General features: G+C 46.2%; 23 protein-coding genes. 20 read left to right on the top strand and 3 right to left on the bottom strand.

Translation table 11 applies throughout. The annotated features are described in order from the left end of the window. The first annotated feature begins 50 nt into the window (after positions 1-50). The 3 genes from AXF12_RS11270 (at position 51) to AXF12_RS11260 (ending at position 2,194) form a co-directional block, all read left to right on the top strand. A complete protein-coding gene (locus AXF12_RS11270; RefSeq protein ID WP_066431318.1) occupies positions 51-1,043 on the top strand; it encodes a hypothetical protein in 993 nt (330 codons plus the stop codon). A gap of 122 nt (positions 1,044-1,165) precedes the next feature. Beyond that, on the top strand, positions 1,166-1,756 hold the full coding sequence (gene def, locus AXF12_RS11265) for a peptide deformylase (RefSeq protein WP_066431316.1): 591 nt from the start codon (positions 1,166-1,168) through the stop codon (positions 1,754-1,756). Between the two features lie 18 nt (positions 1,757-1,774). Next, positions 1,775-2,194, top strand: coding sequence for a DUF5606 family protein (locus AXF12_RS11260; RefSeq protein WP_066431315.1), 420 nt, complete (start codon positions 1,775-1,777; stop codon positions 2,192-2,194). A gap of 97 nt (positions 2,195-2,291) precedes the next feature. Here AXF12_RS11260 and rpmF read toward each other — a convergent pair whose 3' ends face one another. Both rpmF and AXF12_RS11250 read right to left on the bottom strand, forming a co-directional pair. Further along, entirely contained in the window at positions 2,292-2,486 is a 195-nt protein-coding gene (gene rpmF / locus AXF12_RS11255; RefSeq protein ID WP_066431313.1) for a 50S ribosomal protein L32, read from the bottom strand. A 7-nt stretch (positions 2,487-2,493) separates the two neighbouring features. Then, positions 2,494-3,027 carry a YceD family protein gene (locus AXF12_RS11250; RefSeq protein WP_066431307.1) on the bottom strand — a complete coding sequence of 178 codons (534 nt, stop codon included), beginning with the start codon at positions 3,025-3,027 and terminating at the stop codon, positions 2,494-2,496. Positions 3,028-3,743: 716 nt separating this feature from the next. On the opposite strand from AXF12_RS11250, the gene pncB reads away from it, so the two are divergent. From pncB to AXF12_RS11170, 17 genes are all read left to right on the top strand, one after another. Then, the gene (gene pncB / locus AXF12_RS11240) at positions 3,744-4,931 is read left to right on the top strand and encodes a nicotinate phosphoribosyltransferase (protein ID WP_066431304.1); all 1,188 of its coding nucleotides are present in this window, start codon (positions 3,744-3,746) and stop codon (positions 4,929-4,931) included. Positions 4,932-4,957: 26 nt separating this feature from the next. Continuing rightward, a complete protein-coding gene (locus AXF12_RS11235; RefSeq protein WP_066431301.1) occupies positions 4,958-5,314 on the top strand; it encodes a four helix bundle protein in 357 nt (118 codons plus the stop codon). 96 nt (positions 5,315-5,410) lie between these two features. Next, positions 5,411-5,572: a hypothetical protein gene (locus AXF12_RS12355; RefSeq protein ID WP_169792834.1), complete on the top strand. Its 162-nt coding sequence runs from the start codon at positions 5,411-5,413 to the stop codon at positions 5,570-5,572. A gap of 56 nt (positions 5,573-5,628) precedes the next feature. Then, positions 5,629-6,177 (top strand): Smr/MutS family protein, encoded by a 549-nt coding sequence (locus AXF12_RS11230; RefSeq protein ID WP_066431295.1) that lies wholly within the window; start codon positions 5,629-5,631, stop codon positions 6,175-6,177. A gap of 112 nt (positions 6,178-6,289) precedes the next feature. Then, complete coding sequence (locus AXF12_RS11225; protein ID WP_066431292.1) at positions 6,290-6,949, top strand: ABC transporter ATP-binding protein; 660 nt, start codon at positions 6,290-6,292, stop codon at positions 6,947-6,949. A gap of 64 nt (positions 6,950-7,013) precedes the next feature. Beyond that, positions 7,014-7,457, top strand: coding sequence for a PepSY-like domain-containing protein (locus tag AXF12_RS11220; RefSeq protein ID WP_066431288.1), 444 nt, complete (start codon positions 7,014-7,016; stop codon positions 7,455-7,457). A 7-nt stretch (positions 7,458-7,464) separates the two neighbouring features. After that, complete coding sequence (locus AXF12_RS11215; protein ID WP_066432019.1) at positions 7,465-7,866, top strand: PepSY-like domain-containing protein; 402 nt, start codon at positions 7,465-7,467, stop codon at positions 7,864-7,866. Between the two features lie 103 nt (positions 7,867-7,969). Beyond that, positions 7,970-8,209 carry a hypothetical protein gene (locus AXF12_RS11210; protein WP_143325055.1) on the top strand — a complete coding sequence of 80 codons (240 nt, stop codon included), beginning with the start codon at positions 7,970-7,972 and terminating at the stop codon, positions 8,207-8,209. After that, complete coding sequence (locus tag AXF12_RS12350) at positions 8,169-8,471, top strand: hypothetical protein (RefSeq protein WP_074860974.1); 303 nt, start codon at positions 8,169-8,171, stop codon at positions 8,469-8,471. Before AXF12_RS11210 ends, AXF12_RS12350 begins: the two co-directional genes overlap by 41 nt. 6 nt (positions 8,472-8,477) lie before the next feature. Beyond that, positions 8,478-8,858 carry a hypothetical protein gene (locus tag AXF12_RS11205; RefSeq protein WP_143325056.1) on the top strand — a complete coding sequence of 127 codons (381 nt, stop codon included), beginning with the start codon at positions 8,478-8,480 and terminating at the stop codon, positions 8,856-8,858. A gap of 63 nt (positions 8,859-8,921) precedes the next feature. Further along, a complete protein-coding gene (locus AXF12_RS11200; RefSeq protein ID WP_066431280.1) occupies positions 8,922-9,365 on the top strand; it encodes a PepSY-like domain-containing protein in 444 nt (147 codons plus the stop codon). Between the two features lies 1 nt (position 9,366). Then, complete coding sequence (locus tag AXF12_RS11195) at positions 9,367-9,804, top strand: PepSY-like domain-containing protein (RefSeq protein WP_066431276.1); 438 nt, start codon at positions 9,367-9,369, stop codon at positions 9,802-9,804. Between the two features lie 132 nt (positions 9,805-9,936). Further along, the gene (locus AXF12_RS11190; RefSeq protein WP_066431274.1) at positions 9,937-11,220 is read left to right on the top strand and encodes a BaiN/RdsA family NAD(P)/FAD-dependent oxidoreductase; all 1,284 of its coding nucleotides are present in this window, start codon (positions 9,937-9,939) and stop codon (positions 11,218-11,220) included. Between the two features lie 59 nt (positions 11,221-11,279). After that, positions 11,280-11,927 (top strand): hypothetical protein, encoded by a 648-nt coding sequence (locus tag AXF12_RS11185; protein ID WP_066431271.1) that lies wholly within the window; start codon positions 11,280-11,282, stop codon positions 11,925-11,927. A gap of 313 nt (positions 11,928-12,240) precedes the next feature. Beyond that, positions 12,241-14,160, top strand: a complete 1,920-nt coding sequence (gene abc-f / locus AXF12_RS11180) for a ribosomal protection-like ABC-F family protein (RefSeq protein ID WP_066431268.1) — start codon at positions 12,241-12,243, stop codon at positions 14,158-14,160. Between the two features lies 1 nt (position 14,161). Then, positions 14,162-15,613 carry an SGNH/GDSL hydrolase family protein gene (locus tag AXF12_RS11175; protein WP_066431265.1) on the top strand — a complete coding sequence of 484 codons (1,452 nt, stop codon included), beginning with the start codon at positions 14,162-14,164 and terminating at the stop codon, positions 15,611-15,613. A 10-nt stretch (positions 15,614-15,623) separates the two neighbouring features. Beyond that, positions 15,624-17,285 (top strand): MBOAT family O-acyltransferase, encoded by a 1,662-nt coding sequence (locus tag AXF12_RS11170; protein ID WP_066431263.1) that lies wholly within the window; start codon positions 15,624-15,626, stop codon positions 17,283-17,285. A 358-nt stretch (positions 17,286-17,643) separates the two neighbouring features. Here the strand turns inward: AXF12_RS11170 and gcvP are convergent, their stop codons facing one another. After that, entirely contained in the window at positions 17,644-20,490 is a 2,847-nt protein-coding gene (gene gcvP / locus AXF12_RS11165) for an aminomethyl-transferring glycine dehydrogenase (RefSeq protein WP_066431260.1), read from the bottom strand. Positions 20,491-20,920 lie beyond the last annotated feature (430 nt).

Raw genomic sequence — 20,920 nt, 5'->3', positions numbered from 1 at the left:
ATTCACAAGAAAGTTATATCTTTGCCGCGTTAAACAAATATCTTATAGCAATGAAGAAAATAATAACACTCGCAGCAGCGTTACTCTTTGTAGTAGCTTGCAGCAAAAATGATGACAAGGAAACTCCTACGCCAACCCCACCAGCTCCTAACCCTCCTTCTGTAACACCTACACCTGACCCCACTCCTACGCCTCCACCTACTCCTCCAGAGCAGATTTCTATGCTTCCAAAGAAGTCAGTTGCTGTTGGAAGTAATGGTGATACAGAGACTATGGATTATACCTACGAGGGTGATAAGATTAGAACTATTAAGAGACAAGTAAAAGATAGCAAGGGTATACGTAACAGTATAGATACTTATACCTACGAGGGCGATCTTGTCAAAATGTTTACAACAACCAGTGAGGGTAACTCATTAAAAACGACTTATTTCTATGATGGAGGATTACTAAAAAGTAGAGTGTCCAAAACGCACCAAGTAGGTAAAGATAATGCCATACATACAAGTGTTAGCACCACATCCTACACTTATAAAGGGCAAAAGTTAGTTTCTTGGTATACGAGTGTGGTTCTTACTAAAACTTTACAAGGAGAGAAAAAGCCTTCTATTATTATTACAGATTCCAATACGCTTGAATACATATCATCTACTGAGGTAAAAATTAGAAGTGAATATAATGGTGGTTTTCTCAAAGAAATTTCTTATAGTAAAGTTTATTTCGATGCTGATGGTGATGTTCTTCGTGATGAAGGCGTAAAAGACAATGGGAAAATAGAGTATCGCGTTGAGTATACTTATTCAAATGAGAAAACGGTTCCTTGGGTAACGTTCTTTAGAATTATAACTCCTGAAATGCCTTTTGTTGGTGCATCATCTAACAAGAAGAACATTCTTACAGGAAAGATTTATAATCAGGGGAGTTTGACCTCTACTACTAAACACGAATACTCTTACGACGATCACAATCGACTTACTAAAATTATCAACACGAATCAGAACTCTATAGGTAATTTTACGGAAACTATTACTTACGAGTATTGATAGATATGTATTCATAACATAAAAAAAAGGCGTCTATCACAATGGTAGACGCCCTTTTTATTTATGATCCATTGTTCATTATAAATTATTTATTACCTTTGCACCCGCAAAAAAGATATACAATGGTTTTACCGATTATCGCTTATGGCGACCCCGTATTACGAAAGGTAGGAGTGGAGATCACTCCTGACTACCCCAACCTGAAAGCCCTTATAGCTAATATGTACGACACTATGGAGGCGAGTAATGGCGTTGGCTTGGCAGCCCCTCAGGTGGGCTTGGCTATCCGCTTGTTTGTGGTAGATGCTGCGCCCTTTGCCGATGATGAAGATCTGAGCAAGGAGGAACGCGATTTTCTCTTAGGCTTTAAGCAGACTTTTATCAACGCTCAGATGATAGAAGAGGTGGGTGAGGAGTGGCTTTTTAATGAAGGCTGCCTGAGCATCCCTGGTGTACGTGAGGACGTGTCGCGCCGCCCTAAGATTACCATCTCTTACCTCGATGAGAACTTCCATCCTCAGACCCTTACGGTCGATGGGCTGGTGGCGCGTATCATCCAGCACGAGTACGACCATATTCAAGGGGTGCTTTTCACCGATAAACTCTCGTCGTTCAAAAAGCAACTTATCAAGAATAAACTTACTAATATCAGCAAAGGGAAAGTGAAGGTCGCTTACCGAATGAAGTTCCCTGACGCTCCTAAAAGAAGATAATTTAAACAACTCACTTATATGAATTTGACCAAAATATTAGCCATCTCAGGCAAGCCAGGTTTGTACCATTTAGAGAAGCAAACTCGTGCAGGGTTTTTAGCCACTTCACTTGTTGACGATAGCCGCGTATCAGTAGGGCTTCGCAATAATGTGAGTCTGCTCTCGGAAATCGCTATTTACACCAATGAAAGGGAGGTGCCTCTTGCGGAGGTTTTCAAGAATATGAAGCAAGTGGAGAATGGGCAGCCTGCCTCGGTATCGTCTAAATCCGATGGGGCTACTCTTGAAGAGTACTTCTTTACTGTACTGCCCACTTACGACAGCGACCGCGTCTATGCGAGTGATATCAAGAAGGTGATCCAGTGGTATAACTTATTGCTTGCCAAAGGGTTCTTGGAGGACACAGAGGAGGGGGATGACGCTGCCGCCTCTGCATAGTAGGGCGTTAAAAGGCATAAAAAAGAGGAGAGGTTAAGTTAGCTTCTCCTCTTTTTTTCACTATGAAAAAATTAAGTTTATAATTTTCTTAGGCGTATTATTCAGCTGCCTCAGTGCTATCGATGAGCACTTGCCCGCGGTAGTAGAGTTTACCTTCGTACCAGTGTGCGCGGTGATACAAGTGCAATTCGCCTGTTACAGAGTCTTTAGCGATTTGAGGAACTGCAGCCTTGTCGTGAGTTCTACGCTTATCTCTTCTTGTGCTTGATTGTCTTCTTTTAGGATGTGCCATTACTTAATTATTTATCAGTTATTAAATTCTTTAAACTTTCCCAACGTGGGTCAATATGTTCTGTTTCGTCAATAGGTTCTTTGGGCGATAGTGCTTCTAACTTGTCCAGCACTTCGGAGTGCATTTTGTCGCTGACGACGTCAGGGTGAATGCGCTTGGCAGGGATGGACAGCACTACAAGCTCGTAGATGTACTGCGCTACATTGAACTGATGTGCCCCGTGAGGGAGTATCAGCAGCTCATCGTCGTCATCGTTGTACTCTTCGCCAAATTTCACTACTAAGAAGAGTTCGCCTTCCACAGGCAAGTCAAAAGGCTCGTTGGAGACGTCGCAGTTCACATTTACGATGCCTTTATTCTTGAAGTGGAGCTCCATAAGGGTGCTTTTCTTGTCGAGAGAGAGGGTTACTTTCTCGTCGATGTCGTTCACTTCCTCGTAGTCAAAAAGTGCTAAGAACCTCTTATCAATCGCGTAAACGAACTCGTGTTTGCCTTGCTTGAGCCCTACAAAAGAAACCTCATATTCCTTTAACTTATTCATTCTGTATAGGTTTACGTGTTGATAATTCGATTTTCTGAGGTGCAAAGGTACGACTTATTTTTTAATTACAAACATTTTTTCAACTTTTTTTTACAAAAAACACTCGTAGGGCACTCCTCAGGGCTGCCTTTAAGCGACGTAGAAGGAGGTTACTTGAGTGAGATGCTCACTTGGCGCACTACCTTCCCTAAGGGGAGGAATACTGAGATGGTACATTAAGTGTTAGGTAGTTTTTAGCATATTCTCATAAAAATGATGTTATTGTTGTATATTATGCAATGTGAAATAACCCAAAAATGACCCTTTTTGGGTAGGGAAAAGGGATGATATTCATCCGTGCTGCATCCGTATTGGTAGCGTATTGGTACCGTAGTTGCTCTTACCTTGCTCTTACGTTGTTCTTAGGTGGAGAGATTAGGGATTAGTAGTTAGTGGTTAAAATATTAAGAGATAATGTTGTGTTGCGGTATTGTTAAAAAGATGGTGCAAAGTTAATAAATAATTTATAATGCACAAGGGGTAGTGGTCAGTTTTTTTACGAGGGGTAAGAGGTGGGGAATGAGTGGTGAGTATTGAGGGGCTATCAGTCAGTGAGTTGCAATGGAAAATCAGTGTTGCTACAAAATTATGCGTTATACATTATTTGTTATTTATTAAAAAGTTGTATCTTTGCATTTGCAATGAGTCCTTATGAATAGTTTATAAATACAATATAGATGGCAGTAGAAAATTACTCTGTTTTTAATTCCATTTTGGATAACGATTTTTACAAGTTCACGATGCAGTGTGCTGTGGTGCAGCTTTTCCCTACGAATAAGGGGCGTTATACGTTTATCAACCGAGGCAAGCACGAATTTCCTGAGGGCTTTGCAGGGGCATTGCAGCAGGGGGTCAATGCGATGGCTCAGCTGAAGCTCACTAAGGATGAGAAGCTGTTTTTGCAGGAGAATTGTCCTTACCTCTCGCCGCTGTATTTGGACTTTCTCGAGGGGTATCGCTATGATCCTTCGGAGGTGAAGATAGAGCAGCGTGGGGCGGACTTGGAGGTACACGTCGAGGGGTATTGGTATCGTACGATCCTCTGGGAAGTGCCGCTGCTGGCGATGATCAGTGAGTTGTACTACCGCTTGACCAAGGCACAGGGCTGGAGCGATGAGCGCATTGTGGAGAACACGCTGGAGAAGGTGCGGGTATACAATGAGCTGAATGTGGCTTTTGCTGAGTTTGGCACGCGCCGCAGGCATTCGTATCACGTGCACGACATCGTGATGCGCACGCTTACCAATGGTGCTGCGCGGCGCTTTGCGGGCTCGAGCAATGTGCATTTTGCGATGAAGTACCAAGTGAAGCCTATCGGTACGCACGCCCACGAGTGGTTTATGTTCCACGCGGCGGAGTACAGCTATAAGATGTCGAACGCCTTGTCATTAGAGCATTGGGTGGACGTCTACCGTGGCGACTTGGGGGTAGCGCTTTCGGATACGTATACTACGGACGTGTTTTTTAAGCAGTTTGACAAGAAGTTTAGCAAGCTCTTTGACGGGGTGCGGCACGATAGCGGCGACCCTATCGTCTTTGCAGAGAAGACGATCGCTCACTATAAGCGTATGGGGATTGACCCGCTTTCGAAGTACATCATTTTCTCGGATGGGCTCAATACGGAGAAGGTGCAGCTCATCACTGAGGCGTGTAGGGGTAAGATAGGGCTTTCGTTTGGTATTGGCACTGACTTGACGAACGATGTGGGTTTGCGTCCGATGAACATCGTGATGAAGCTCACTGAGGTGCTTACTTCGGACAATGAGTGGGTGCCTACGGTAAAGCTCTCCGATGAGCCTAATAAGCATACAGGCGATAAACGAATGATAGAGTTGGCAAAGGGCATACTTAATATTAGTGTATAATTTATAATGTATAATGTATAATTATTATGAGGGAGAGTGTTTTAAGGGAGAAGAGTTTTCATTTTGCTATAAGGATTGTGAGGCTCTATAAGTACTTATGCGAACAGAAGGATGAATATATATTATCAAAGCAGGTGATGCGCAGTGGCACTTCGATAGGGGCTATGGTTAGGGAATCGGAATGCTCTGAAAGTCTGTCGGATTTTACGCATAAACTGTCCATTGCACATAAGGAAATAAATGAGACGCTTTATTGGCTTGAATTGCTTTTTATGACTGAATATATCACTGAAAAGGAATTTGAGAGTATTAATGCAGAGGCAGTTGAATTGATCAAAATACTCACAAGTAGTATAAAAACCGCAAAGAAAAACAATAAATAATGTATAATTGTAGTAATTAGTGATTAGTAATTAGTGATTAGTTCGGTGCGTTAGCATCATTATACATTGTGCATTATACATTATACACTAAAAAATATGAATTACATATTAATGATATTAGGAGTAGCCATAGCCTTGTCGCGCTATTGGTTTAAGCAGTACGATCAGCTGTTGCTGACCGTAGGTGTGGTGCTATTGATGGTAGGTGTATACCGCATATCACGCGGATTGCCGCCAAAGGAAGAGAGTAATGAGTAAATTGCTAATCCCTATTCCCTATTCGCTATTCGCTAATCCCTAACCCCTAATAAACAATGAACATAGGAGATACAGTAGAGGTACTTGACGATACCATTCGCGGGGCGGTGATTGGTATTCGTGGTAATGAAATAACGGTGCTCAGCGATGAGGGTTTTGAGTTGGTTTTTCCTGCCCACGAGTTGGTTGTACTTAGGGCGGAGGGAGACCTTACGCGCAGTTTTGTGGCGGCAGATGCTGATACGCTTGCAAAGGACGCCCCTCAGCGGCGTGCAAAGCCTGTGGCACTGTCCAAGAAAGAGAAGAAGGTGCCACCGATGGAGGTAGACTTACACATTGAGCAACTTACCGATTCGATTAAGAATATGACGCCTTACGATATGCTCACTTTGCAGTTGGAGACGGCAAGGCGGCAGTTGGAATTTGCCATCGAGAAGCGGCTGCAACGCGTGGTTTTTATCCACGGAGTAGGGGAGGGGGTACTGCGCACTGAGTTGGAGTTCCTCCTCGGGCGTTACCCCAACGTTACCTTCTATGATGCTGAATACGCCAAATACGGCGTAGGAGCTACCGAGGTGTATATTTATCAGAGCAGAGGTCAGTAGTCAGGGGGCAGAGGTCAGAAGTCAGTAAAGAGTAAAGAGTAAATTGCTAACGCGCCGAACTATTCGCTAATTCCTAATTTTCTAATTTCTCCTTTCTAATTTCTTAAAAAAGATGATTCAAGCAACAAACATACATAAGACTTACAAGGATTTGGAGGTACTCAAAGGGGTGAGCATCGAGGTGGCTCGTGGCGAGGTGGTTTCCATTGTGGGGGCATCGGGTGCGGGCAAAACTACGCTATTGCACATTTTGGGTACGCTCGACAGTGCTGATAGTGGGCAGGGCAGCACGCTGCGCATAGGCGGCACCGATGTGCTGAGTCTCTCACAGAAGGCTTTGGCGCGCTTTCGCAATGCGCATATAGGCTTTATCTTTCAGTTTCACCAGCTGCTGCCTGAGTTTACGGCATTGGAGAACGTGTGTATCCCCGCGTTGATTGCTGGTCAGCGGCTCGCTGAGGCAGAAGAGCGAGCGCGTGAGCTGTTGGGCTTCTTGGGCTTGGCTGAGCGGGCTGACCATAAACCAGCGGCACTCTCAGGCGGTGAGCAACAGCGGGTGTCAGTAGCCCGAGCTTTGATGAATCGCCCTGATGTGGTATTTGCCGATGAGCCCAGCGGTAACCTCGATTCGGAATCGGCAGAGCAGCTGCATAGGCTGTTTTTCCGTTTGCGCGATGAGCTGGGACAAACCTTTGTGATTGTTACTCATAACGAGGAACTTGCCGCGATGGCTGACCGCAAACTTACGATGGTAGACGGTAGATTTTTGTGAGAAGTATTGTTTATTTCAAAATAAGTAGTATTTTTGCCGCATATTAATTAAAAATATTATAAAGATGAAAAAAATGATCAATTTTGCGGTGGTAATCATCGCTATGCTTAGTTTTAGCAATGCTTTTGCAAATGACGACCGTCAGATTAACTTCAATCAGTTGCCCAAGAAGGCACAGGCATTCGTAAAGCAGTATTACTCATTGGAGAGTGTTGCCTCAGTGTGGGTTGATGATGACGACCGTGATAAGGACTACAAGGTGGTGTTTCACAATGGTGATGAAGTGGAGTTTCACACCAATGGCGATTGGGATCAGGTCAAATCGCGCAGTGGTAAAGTGCCTGAGAAACTGTTGCCCGCTGGTATTAAGAGTTTTCTGAGCAAGAATCACGCAGGGGCTGGGGTTTATAAACTCGATAAGAAACGCTCAGGCTATGAAGTAGAGCTCGCCAATGGTGTAGAGGCTGAGTTTGATGCAAGAGGTAATTTCTTGAGATACGATGATTAGTAGCGGTATGAAGAAGTATATTTTATTGATTTTACCGCTGTTGATGGTCAGTTGTGCTTCGTTGCCACCAGAAGCAAGGAACTTCGTCTCTACCCACTTTCCTAATGCAAAGATTGTGGAGGTAGAGCGCGAGGACAATGGGCAGCGGTTCTCTGTGGAGATGAGCGATAAAACTGAGATTGAGTTTACCCGTGATGGCAATTGGGTGAAGGTAGAGGCTGAGGACGGCAATAGCATTCCTACGACTTTCTTACCGAAGGCAATCGCCGAATATGCTGCTAAGAACGGTTTGATTATAGAAGGTATTAGCAAAACAAATATTGGCTTTAGGGTTGATTTTGTGGGTAACGCCCCTGATGCGTACTTCGATAGCAAAGGTGACTTGGTCAATACGAATTATAATTATTAGTAAAGTAGTGGTTAGCGGTTAGTGCCTAGTGCAGAGTTCACAGTGCTCAGGTGCTGGACTAATCGCTAAGTGCTAACCACTAATTTTTAATTTCTAAATGATAATGTTGAATTACAAAAGACATACTGATGCAGAAGAGGCTTTGGCGTTAGACGCTGTGGAAGAGCCGTTAGCACCGCTAACAGCTGCTGAGCGAGTGCAAATAACACAAGCAAGGGAGCGAATGGCACAAGGTATTTATGTGAGTTCAGAAGAGAGAAAACAGTACATAAAGGAGTTTTTTATTAAAGAAGATAAAAAATATGCTGGTACTATGGGACAAGGAGGCTTTACAAAGTCTTAGTGATACGTATAGTTTTTGGAATAGAAAAACCTTTTCGACCTCATATTCTAAGAAGATAGAGTTAGCACTTGATTTGTTTGAACGAGAGCTTGCTGACGATCCTTACTTCTTGGCTCGCTATATTGAGGATGAAGATTTGTATCAGCGTTCATTCTTTAAGAATCGTTTTTATGTTTATTATTCAATAAATGAGGCTTTGGGTATAATAAGCATTCTCTATTTTAGAGGAGCTAAACAAGAGTCTCTGTTTGATTTTTATTAGATGAATATGAAGCATTGTCTACTCATTTTGATGCTTTGTGCACTCAGTAGTTGCATTATGGCAAAGCGATCGTACTATGTATATGGTTCCTCTGAGTTTGCTGAGAAAGAGAAGGAGCTCACCATAAAACTCACTACGGCAGCGGCTATAGCACAGGATTTTACGGGGCATAAGGGACGGCTATATCTCACGGTGATTTACGATGACTATTATGTGTTTTCGGAAAAAACTTATATCTATCACTTCAATCCTAAGGTAGGGTATGGCAATTCGGGGGTATGGGTCAGTGGAAAGGATGCAAGGTTTAAGCGTGTGGAGCGGGGCAAGTACATTCCTATGCCTTATGGACTTGGCGCGCGATTGCCTGAATGGGTGAGTGAGCCGTGAAGAGAAAAATAACCTGCGGTGAGTGCTAAAAGCTAAAAGCTCATTGCTAAAAGCTAATTATATATGTTAAAACAATGGTTACTAACAGCGGCTGTGGTGTTTAGCTTTAGCATCGCCTCAGCGCAACAAGAAGAGGGGTTAATCCCCATTGGGGCATTGCCTCAGGCTGCACAGCAGTTTGTGCAGCAGTATTATTCAGAACTTGCGGTGGTTTCCGTATGGCAAGAAGCCGACAGAGGTGAGCGCACCGAGTATACCGTCCTCTTTGACGATGGTACAGAGGTAGAGTTTCGCCACAATGGTCAATGGAAGGAAATCAAGGCACGCAACGGAGCGGTATCTGATAAGGTGCTGCCTGCGAAGATCAGTAAGTATGTGAAGAAGCACTATCCTAAGGCACTCGTTAAAGCCATAGACAAGGGCAATACCAAATACGAGGTAGATCTGAGCAATGGGGTGGACTTGGAGTTTAGTTTAAAGGGTAAATTTTTAAGAGCAGACGATTAAGATGAAAAAGATATGGTTATTAGCTGCCGCAGCACTCGCTGTGGGCACGCTTTCGGCACAAGATAGAAAGATAGCATTTTCAGCACTGCCTGCTACGGCAGAGAACTTTGTGCATCAACACTTTCTGGTAGCGGATATCGCCTCAGTATGGCAGGACAGCGACTGGGATAGCACTGAGTATACTGTTTTTTTTAAGAATGGTGTAGAAGTAGAGTTCAATGGTGAAGGTGAGTGGAAGGAAATCAAGGTGCGCCGTGGGGTAGTGCCCGAGCGATTGATACCTACGGCAATCCTCACAGAGGTGCAAGCGCATTTTGTGCCCTCAACCATCAAGGAACTCAAACGCAACCTACACAGTGGTCGCTTTAAGGTAGAACTCAGTGATGGTAGAGACCTACTCTTCGACAAAGAAGGTAATTTTATTGGTATTGACGATTAGTTAGAGGTCAGAGAATAGAAATCAAAGGTCAGTAGTCAGAACAAATAGTTGATTACTGACCTTTTTTGTGTACTATTGCTATGTGGAAAATATGTTGTACTTTTGCGCACATTAAACAAGCATACACTACTTATGAGTAAAGTAATTTGTGATACGAATATTGTTGAACAACCAAAAACGAGCAATGTTGAACTCTTAGATCTACTCGTTATTGGTGGAGGTGCAGCAGGCTTTTTCACCGCTATCAATGCCGCTGAGCGATACCCTCAGTGGCGCATCACTATCTTAGAGAAGGGCAAAGAGCCTTTGCAGAAGGTGCGTATCTCTGGGGGTGGGCGGTGTAACCTCACCAATGCGGAGTATGTGCCGCAGGAGTTCGTCCGTGCCTATCCACGTGGAGCTAAGGAGTTGCTGAGTCCTTTTCATCGCTTTATGAGTGGCGACGTGATGGAGTGGTTCGAAGCGCACGGCGTGCCCGTAAAGATAGAGGCTGACGGGCGTGTATTCCCCGATTCCAATAACTCAGAGAGTATCATCAACTGTTTTATGAAGGCTATCCAAAAGAGCGGTATAGCTTTACTTACAGCGCAGAACGTCCGTGATATACAATTTGCTAATGACTTATGGCAGGTGCAGACCGCTACCGATACTTTTACAACAGAGCGGTTAGTTGTTACCACAGGCAGCAATCCCAAGATGTGGGACATCTTAGCCCGCTTGGGGCATACTATTGTGCCGCCTGTGCCTTCTTTATTTACTTTCCATACAGATGATACATTTATCAAAGACTTGGCAGGGGTAAGTGCTGAGGTAGCACTCTCGTTGTTAAGCACAGAGGGTACGCCGCTAAAAGTACGACAACGAGGTCCACTACTCATTACCCATTGGGGGTTTAGCGGTCCTGCTGTGTTGCGGGCTTCGGCTTGGGGGGCACGGCTGTTGGCAGATCGCGATTACCAATGTGTGCTACAAGTGAATTGGACGGCTGCCAGCGGTGAGGAGCTTACTTTTGAGCAGGTACTTGCCGATTTGCAAGAGCAGAAAGCGCAACACGCCAAGCGACAGGTGTATACCCACCCGCTCTACGGTTTGCCCAAGCGACTGTGGGAGCGCATCACCGAGCGAGAGGGCATTGCGGGGCAACTATGGGCAGAAGTGGGGAAGCCCTTCTTGCGCGATTTAGCTATGGCACTTACCGCCTCGCACTTTCGCATTACGGGCAAGGCAACCTTTAAAGAGGAGTTTGTAACCGCAGGCGGGGTAAGGCTCTCTGAGGTGAACTTCAAGACCTTTGAAAGCAAGCTGCACCCACGCCTTTACCTCGCAGGTGAAGTGCTTGATATTGATGCTGTAACAGGCGGCTTTAACTTCCAAAATGCGTGGACAGGGGGGTATGTGATAGCTGATAGCTTTTAGAGTATACCTAAAAGCACTTTTACACTCTATTCTAAAAGCTAATTCCTAAAGGCTAATAAATGAATATATTACAAGATTATCTTACGATTTATGAGCGTTATCCTCTGGGGGAATATCTGCCTAAGGAGGCACGGCGGGCACGCTTTGAGGCGTTACGCGATTGGGAGCTATTCCCTTATGAAGCGTTACCCTCAGCGGAGGCATTACAAGACTTTGTATTTGCCAATGAAGATAAAGTGCTGCTCAGTGTACCCTTCTTTAAGAAGCTGCGTTCTATATGGGCTGGGGGTGAGGGCTGTGCGGCGTGGTTTGCTCGTCTGTTGTTGCACTTACGCGAGGGACTTAACACTGCTTGGGCTTTGGACTTGGAGACCGACGACCTCATCAGTGCACTGCTCGCTGACGACCCCGACGACCCTCAGGGACTCACCTTGTGGTACGATACCCTGCGCAAAGGCTTTTGGTTTTCGCTACACGAGTTGCCTTGGGCGATTCTCTTAGATGATGACCTGCCCACTGAGCTTGCCCGCATCGATGAATTTGAGACACTTTCACAGCGTTTGGGCAAGGACGACCGTGCGATGATTGCCGAGTGCCGTATGTTCTACAATGCATTGGCTGACTTTCGCACCCACAAGGAGCAATACAAAGGCTTAGAGGATTACCTCAGAGCACATCAATTGCCACTGCGCTATAGTTTTAGATAGCTTTTTAGCTTTTAGGGGATAGCTTTCAGCTCTCTACATTATCCATTACCATTACTCTCTATTGAAAAACGAAGCCAGAACGGATGCATAACGAAGCTGAATGTTAGGCTTCACTTTTTTTATGATTAGATGTCAATGATCAATTTACTCTCTGCTCTTTTTTCTCTTTATAATCGTCTATTTTCCAAAAAAGTTGTACTTTTGCGCCTTGTAAGAGCTTCGAGCTTTGAGCTTTGAGGGGCAAGCTATGCGTGATACGTATGGTTTGTGCGCTGTCTAAAAGCTAAAAGCTGAGAGCTGAAAGCTAAAAAAAGTGCTAAACGTTCACGATTTATCGGTTTCATTCCAAGGGGAATATTTATTTGAAGAGGTTGCCTTTATGCTCAAAGGAGGCGACCGTGTGGGGCTTATCGGCAAGAACGGCGCGGGCAAATCTACAATGCTCAAGCTGCTCTCGGGTGAACTCAAGCCCGACTCTGGGGTCATCGCTACTGATAAGGACGTACGCATCGGCTTCCTCAAGCAGGACATAGACTTCATCGCTGGGCGCACTATCCTCGAGGAGGCGTACCAAGCCTTTGACGAAATCAAGCAGGTGGAGGCGCAGTTAGACGCTATCCACCACCAGCTGGAACACCGCACCGACTACGAGAGCGAGGCATATCACCAACTGCTCGACACGCTCAGCGAACTCACCCACCGCTACGACATCCTCGGCGGTTATCACTACCAAGGCGACACCGAAAAGGTGCTCATCGGGCTGGGCTTTAAGCGCGAGGACTTTGGCAAGCTCACCGATAGCTTCTCGGGGGGCTGGCGTATGCGCATCGAGCTGGCTAAGCTCCTCCTGCAAAACAACGACATCCTGCTGCTGGACGAGCCTACCAACCACTTGGATATCGAGTCGATATTGTGGCTGGAGCAGTTCCTCACCACCTACTCAGGGGCGGTAGTGGTAGTATCGCACGACCGTATGTTCCTCGACAATGTTACCAATAGAACGATTGAGATTTCCGTAGGCAAGATATACGATTACCCCAAGCCCTACACGCAGTTCTTAGAACTCCGCAAGGAGATACGCGAGCAGCAACTCGCCTCACAGAAGAACCAAGAGAAGAAGATACAACAGACAGAAAAGCTCATCGAAAAGTTCCGCGCCAAGGCTACCAAAGCCTCAATGGCGCAGTCGCTGATGAAGAAGCTCGACAAGATAGAGCGCATAGAGGTAGATGAGGAGGACAATGCCGTGATGAGCGTGCGCTTCCCCGTATCGGTAACCCCAGGCAAGGTGGTGCTGGAAATCAGCGATGTATCAAAGGCTTACGGCGATAAGCAGGTGCTCGAACACCTGTCGCTATTAGTGGAGCGCGGCAGCAAGATTGCCTTTGTAGGGCAGAACGGGCAAGGCAAAACCACGCTGGCAAAGATGATCGTGAGGGAGATACCCTTTGAGGGACATATACGCCTCGGGCATAATGTGCAGTTGGGCTATTTTGCACAGAACCAAGCTCATTACTTAGACGGCGAACTGACGGTACTCGATACGATGTTTGGTGCTGCCAACGACAGCAATCGCACGAAAATACGAGACATCTTGGGGGCGTTCCTCTTCCGTGGCGATGAGGTGGATAAGAAAGTGAAGGTGCTCTCAGGGGGCGAACGCAACCGCTTGGCATTGGCGAAGATGCTGCTCTCGGACTTCAACGTGCTGGTGATGGACGAGCCTACGAACCACTTGGATATCAAGTCCAAAAACGTACTGAAAGCCGCCCTACAACAGTTTGAGGGTACGCTCATCATCGTATCGCACGACCGCGACTTCCTTCAGGGGCTCACCGATAAGGTATACGAGTTTAAGGATAGACACATCAAGGAATATCTTGGGGATATTGATTTTTACTTGGAGCAGCGTGCTGCAGCGTCGTTTAGAGAGGTGGAGAGAGTAGAGCGTAATGAGCAGAGAGTAGAGCAGAACACATTATCAGCTCCTCTCAAGCCTGATACCTCAAGCCTGATGCCTCAAGCTTACGCAGAGCAGAAACAACAAAAGGCGTTGCAGAATAAGATTAACAAGATAGAAAAGCGCATTGCTGAGGTGGAAACTGAGCTCAATCAGATGCTCAAAACAATGGAAGGCGGTATGCAAAGCGATGACTTCTACAAGGATTACGACCGTAAGAAACAAGAATTAGACACTCTGATGGAAGAGTGGGAAACCTTAGCAATTGATTGATATGCAACCTAAAAACATTCTTTTATTCATCGTGAGCGTGTTGCTCGCCCTACTGCTGATGACCCTCTTTAGCAGTTACTACACTACACCCCAAGGCACTGTGCGCGAGGGCATTGCTATCGGTGGCAAGATGCTGCGCTACCCTACTGTCGACATCCTCTTCCGCCAAGAAGAAAAGGAAAACCACAAAGTAGACGAGCTGATTAAGGATACGAAAACTATCGTTAAAGAAGAAGATGTGGTTACCGTAGCCGATACCATCACTGCCCCGCCCGACAGTCTTGATACCAATGCGATGGGCAAGATTTACTACCCAGGTAACCGCATTGATTATATCCGCGACTTAAAAAAACGCCTCCGCAAAGGGATATGCCAAATAGTGCACTATGGCGATTCGCAGCTCGAGGGCGACCGCATCACCGCCTATGTGCGCAATCGCTTGCAGATGGCTTACAGTGGTGGCGGTCCAGGCTTTGTGCCCATCAAAGTGGTTTACGGACAGAACAGCTTAGACATCACTACCTCACCACAGTGGGAACGTTATGCCTTCTTCGACCGTAAGCAGCGCAAAGGCGTTGCCCATAACAAGTACGGGCTCTTTGCTACCTACTCGCGCTTTACACCTTACTACGCCCTGCCTGTCGATACCACTAAGGTGAAATTTACCACCGCCTCCTTCACTGTAAAGCCCTCGGTGAAATCTTATGCAAGGCTGCGCAATTACACCAAGTTTGCCCTCTATTACGGCAATACCACTACCCCCGTAGACATCCGCGTATACCAAGATGGGGTGCTCATCCGCGAAGATGCCCTCATTGCCGATGGACAGGCACACGCCTATCGGTTGAACTTCACCACCACCCCCGCAGAGCTGAAAGTGGAGTTCCTTACGCGCGTAAGTCCTGATTTCTACGGCATCACCCTCGATGCAGCAGCGGGCGTGCGTATGGATAACGTAGCAATGCGCGGTGAGGCTGGGCGCATCTTCACCCGTATGAACTACCCCAACATACGCCAGATGAGCGTAGAACGCCCTGTGGATATCTTCATCTTTCAATATGGCGGCAACACCATTCCGTATATGCGCACCGAGCATCAACTGCGCGAGTACGTACAGGGGCTACTCTACAATATGAAATACCTCAAGAAAGCCAACCCCACGGCAATGCTGATGCTCATCGGTCCGGGGGATATGACCACCTCGCAGAATGGCAAGCTCGTTACTTACCCAATGCTGCCGAAGCTCAACGAAATAATGAAAGAACAGTGCTTGGAGAACGGTATCGCCTATTTCAGTCTGTACGAGGCTATGGGCGGCACCAACTCAATGGAAACTTGGGTGAAGAAAGGTATGGCAGCCTCTGACTACGTGCACTTCACCCCCAAAGGCACTCAGCTGATCTCCGAAGTGTTTTACCAATGCCTCCATAACGATCTTAACGCAGTAGAATAACTCCATCACAATGATAGAATTTTTTAAGAACTTCTTTAACTTCGAGTCCGACCATCCGCTGACCTTTGTGCGTATCGATTTCTGGATATTCTTCGCATTGGTCTACGCCATCTTCGTGCTCATCTTTGATCGCAAACACGTGCGCAACCTCTTTTTGCTACTGGCGAGCTTCTATTTCTACTACAAAGCCAGCGGTATGTTTGTGCTGTTGCTGGTGTTCAGTACGCTCACGGACTTCTATCTGGGGCACTACATTTACGCCCAAACCGATGAACGCCGCCGCAAGATAGCCGTTACCATCAGCGTGTGTCTGAACCTCTTAGTGCTCTTCTACTTTAAATACGCCTACTTCTTCACCGATAGCTACAATGCCCTCTTCCATACCCATCACCAGACGTTTAACTACTTAGCCTATTGGGCGAATGGCTTTTCTAACACAGGCTACTTCACCGTGGACAAGATTATCCTGCCTGTGGGGATATCCTTCTACACCTTCCAGACCATCAGCTACACCGTAGATATCTACCGCCATAAGCTACCGCCTTTGCGCTCTATCTTGGACTTCGGTTTCTACGTGAGTTTCTTCCCCCAACTTGTGGCAGGTCCCATTGTGCGTGCCGAAGAGTTTGTGCCGCAGATATTGCAGCGCACTTACATCTCACGCGATGATTTTAACAAGGCGATATTCCTTATCCTAAAAGGCTTAATAAAGAAGATGATCTTTGCCGACTTCATTGCCCTGCACTTTCTTGACCGCGTATTCGATGCGCCTACGATGCACTCAGGCTTTGAGGGAATAATGGCACTCATTGGCTATTCTTTGCAGATTTACGGCGACTTCTCGGGCTATACTGACATCGCCATTGGCGTTGCCCTCTTGATGGGCTTTCAGCTGCCCGTAAACTTCAATTCGCCTTATAAAGCCCTCAATTGTGGCGACTTCTGGAAGCGTTGGCACATCTCGCTCTCCACTTGGCTGAAGGATTACCTTTATATCCCTCTGGGGGGTAATCGCAATGCCTCGTTGGGTACTTTTATCTTCGGGCTTTTCTTTGCCATAGTGGCAGTGGTGGCGGTGCATAACCTCGCCTTCACCATCATCATTGGGGTATTGCTCGTAGCAGGTGCCGTAGCGGCGTATTACTTTAAAGATTTTGAACACGCGGTGATTACCAATATCAACATTATGCTTACGATGCTCATCGGGGGGCTATGGCACGGTGCTAGCTGGAAGTTCGTGATATGGGGCGGGCTCAATGGGTTAGGGGTCGTTGCCTATAAGTATTGGCGCAAGGTCAGCCCCTACGAGCATTCCACCCGATGGATAGCCCGCTTTTGGAAGATCACCTTCACCTTTGTCTTTATCACCTTTACACGTATTTTCTTCCGCAGTACCGATATGGAAGCCGTGGGACAGTGGTTCGGACAGGTGGCACATAATATGAATTGGGCAGGGGCAATGCAAGTGATTAAGTACAACAACATCCCCTTTATGATTATCCTCATCGGCTATATCACCCATTGGCTACCTCAAAAGTGGAAAGACCACATCGAGCATATCTTCGCACACAGCCATTATGTGGTAAAGGGAGCCATTGCCGTAGTAGTAGTGCTGATCTGCTATCAAGCCTACTCCACCGATCTGCAAGCATTTATATATTTTCAGTTTTAGAATAAAATCAAGGGTCAGCGAGCAGAAATATTTTCTCCTTACTACTCTGTCCATTTATCGAAACTATTACGGACACGTATCGGATACATATCGAATGAATATCGAACAGATCTCGAACAATAATAAGAAAATAAAACTAAGAATAACGGAAAATTAACCTATTATAATGGGATAAAAGAACTACTAAAGCTCAATGCAATATGGCACTATACCCTTAATCTTAAGGAATTTTTAGGTAATAGAATAAAGAAAAGGCACTGCGAAATACTTTCGCAGTGCCTTTTCTATAAGCTACACTATATAGGGGTTAGGAGTCAGGAGTCAGTTCTGTGAGCTGAGACCTGAGACCTGAGAGCTATTAAACCATATACGCCTCAATAGGGGCGCAGGTGCAGACTAAGTTCCTGTCACCGTGGGCGTCGTTTACGCGGCGCACTGCAGGCCAAAACTTATTCTCACTGAGGTAGGGTAGGGGGAAAGCGGCTTTCTGTCGACTGTAAGGCAGGTGCCACTCGTCAGCGGTGAGCATAGCCTGTGTATGAGGAGCATTCTTTAGCACGTTGTTAGTATCAGCCTCACTGCATTCGTCAATCTCTTTGCGGATAGCCACCATCGCTTCGACAAACTGATCGAGTTGTGCCTTGCTCTCACTTTCAGTAGGCTCTACCATCAGAGTGCCTGCTACGGGGAAAGAGACGGTGGGTGCGTGGAATCCGTAGTCCATTAGGCGCTTAGCGATGTCGATAGCTTCAATGCCTTTCTCCTTAAATGGACGACAATCAAGGATCATCTCGTGGGCTGCCCTACCTTTTTCACCTGTATAGAGTATTGGGTAATACGCCTTAAGACACTCTTTGAGGTAGTTAGCATTGAGGATTGCATAGCACGTTGCATCAGCGAGCCCTTTACCACCCAGCATCTTGATATAGGCATAGGAAATAAGGCACACGTAAGCACTTCCGTAAGGAGCCTCAGAAACAGCGATATGCGACTTCTTTCCGCCTACGGACACAATGGGGTTGGTAGGTAGAAAATCCTTCAAGTGGGCAGCCACACAGATAGGACCTACCCCAGGACCTCCACCGCCGTGAGGAATAGCAAATGTTTTGTGTAGGTTCAGGTGGCACACGTCAGCACCAATAGTGGCAGGATTGGTCAACCCCACTTGGGCATTCATATTAGCACCGTCCATATACACCTGGCCGCCGTTTTCGTGCACGATCTTCACCAGCTCAGTGATTGACGACTCAAATACGCCGTGGGTGGAAGGGTAGGTGATCATCACTGCTGCCAAGCGGTCGCGGTGGGTTTCCGCCTTTTCCTTGAAGTCAGCTACATCGATATTGCCTTGGGCGTCGGTAGCCGTTACCACCACTTCCATACCAGCCATCACTGCTGAGGCAGGATTGGTGCCGTGGGCTGAGGCAGGTATCAGGCATACATTGCGGTGCCCCTCACCCCTTGACTGATGGTATGAGCGGATCACCATCAAACCTGTGTATTCGCCATTAGCTCCTGAATTTGGTTGTAGAGAAGTGGCTGCAAAGCCCGTGATAGTCGCCAGATCGTGCTCTAACTCTGTAAGCATTATGTGGTAACCCTCGGCTTGCTCACGAGGTACAAAGGGGTGGATATTCGCCCAAGCAGCACTGCTCAAAGCGAGCATCTCGGTAGCGGCAGTGAGCTTCATCGTGCACGAGCCAAGCGATATCATTGAGTGGTTCAGCGACAAGTCTTTGCGCTCTAAGCTCTTAATGTAGCGCATCATATCAGTTTCGTTATGGTAACGGTGGAACACCTCAGCAGTGAGAAAATCGCTGTGGCGTTGTAACTCCTCAGGGATGGCATTACCTTCAATGAGCGCTCCCACAGGGGTGATCTTCTTGTGTTCAGCCTCTGAGAATACGCTAAGAATAGCGTTTAGCTCGTCGATACCCACTGTTTCGTTTAGTGAGATGGCTATGGTATCGCTTGTTGGATAATAGAAGTTGATACCTTGTTTCTCAGCTACTTCGCGCACTTTGGCAGCGTTGGCTTTTACTCTGACAGTGTCGAAGAATGTGTTATTCACCACCGTAAAGCCTGCTTGCTCTAAGTGGATCTTTAAGGTAAAGGTGGCTTGGTGTACCTTGTGAGCGATGTACCGCAAGCCCTCAGGACCGTGGTATACGGCGTACATACCCGCCATCACTGCTAGCAGCACCTGAGCGGTACAGATGTTGGAGGTCGCTTTTTCGCGCTTGATATGCTGCTCACGTGTTTGTAACGCCATACGCAGTGCGCGGTTATTGTCGGCATCGATGGTGATCCCTATGATGCGCCCTGGTATGGAACGCTTATACTCAGCCCGAGTAGCAAAATAGCCTGCGTGTGGGCCTCCATAGCCCAGTGGAATGCCAAAGCGCTGCGAGCTGCCTACTACCACGTCAGCACCGAAGTTTGCAGGTGCCTCTAAGAGTACTAAGCTCAGCAGGTCAGCAGCGACTACTACTTTTATTTGCTTGCTATGTGCCTCGTTGATAAAGTCGTTGTAGTTGAAGAGCGCCCCACTGGTTGCAGGGTATTGCACCAAAGCACCGAAGTAAGTCTCGTCGAGGCTTGTGGTTTGGTGATTGCCTACCACTACCTCAATGCCAAAAGGCTCGGCGCGGGTGGTGAGTACTAATAAAGTCTGAGGGAGTATTTCTTCTGAAACAAAAAAACGCTTTACATTGGCTTTCTTCTGTTCGCGTGAGCGTAGGTCAAAGAGCATCAGCATCGCTTCCGCAACCGATGTAGATTCGTCCAAGAGAGAGGCGTTGGCGATTTCCATTCCAGTAAGGTCAGCAATGACCGTTTGGAAGTTGAGCAGTGCCTCTAAGCGCCCTTGTGCGATTTCAGCTTGGTAAGGCGTGTAGGCGGTGTACCAACCTGGGTTCTCAAAAATGTTACGCTTGATTACCGAGGGGGTGATTGCCTCGTGGTAACCCAGCCCAATATAACTCTTAAAGATTTTATTTTTCTTAGCGAGCGTATCAATGTGATTCAGCAATTGGTACTCGCTCATCCCCTCAGGGAGGTCAAGTGGTTTCCTGAGGCGTATGTGCTCAGGGATAATTTCATCGATAAGCGCGTCAAGGCTTTCGGCTCCGATAGTGCGGAGCATTTCGGGGAGGTCTTTTTCCGCAGCCCCGATGTGGCGTAATTCAAATAGTTCTGTGTTCATAAGTTTTACGAATTTTAATGCGACAAAGATATAAATACTTTTCTTATCTACCAAATATTTTTGCGTTTATATATAATAGGTGTAAATAATTGCTTAGCACTTTGCAATACCTACCTATATATTTTCTGTATGTGAACGATCATTAAAATAAATTGTGTATCTTTGTCGTGTAAATTGGTTTCAATAGAAAAGTGTTGTTGTGAGTAACGTTAATTTTTGCAAAAAAAGTTTTTGTAGGGTAAAAAAGGGACGCGGTGTTTTTGTGAGAAGGGTAATTTTTTGACGGTGTGCTATATAAATGAGAATAATGTTTTTGATTGCTGATTTGTAAGTAATTATAAATGAATTGGTGTTTTTATTTTATAGGTTATTCAAAAAGATAGTGTGTAAAAAAGAACGCTTTTAAGAAATTCTCGAAGTGTTAAATAGT

The sequence above is a fragment of the Capnocytophaga haemolytica genome, assembly GCF_001553545.1.
Taxonomy (GTDB): domain Bacteria; phylum Bacteroidota; class Bacteroidia; order Flavobacteriales; family Flavobacteriaceae; genus Capnocytophaga; species Capnocytophaga haemolytica.
The sequence above is the reverse complement of the archived record's forward strand: the minus strand, read 5'-3'. Positions and strand labels throughout refer to the sequence as shown.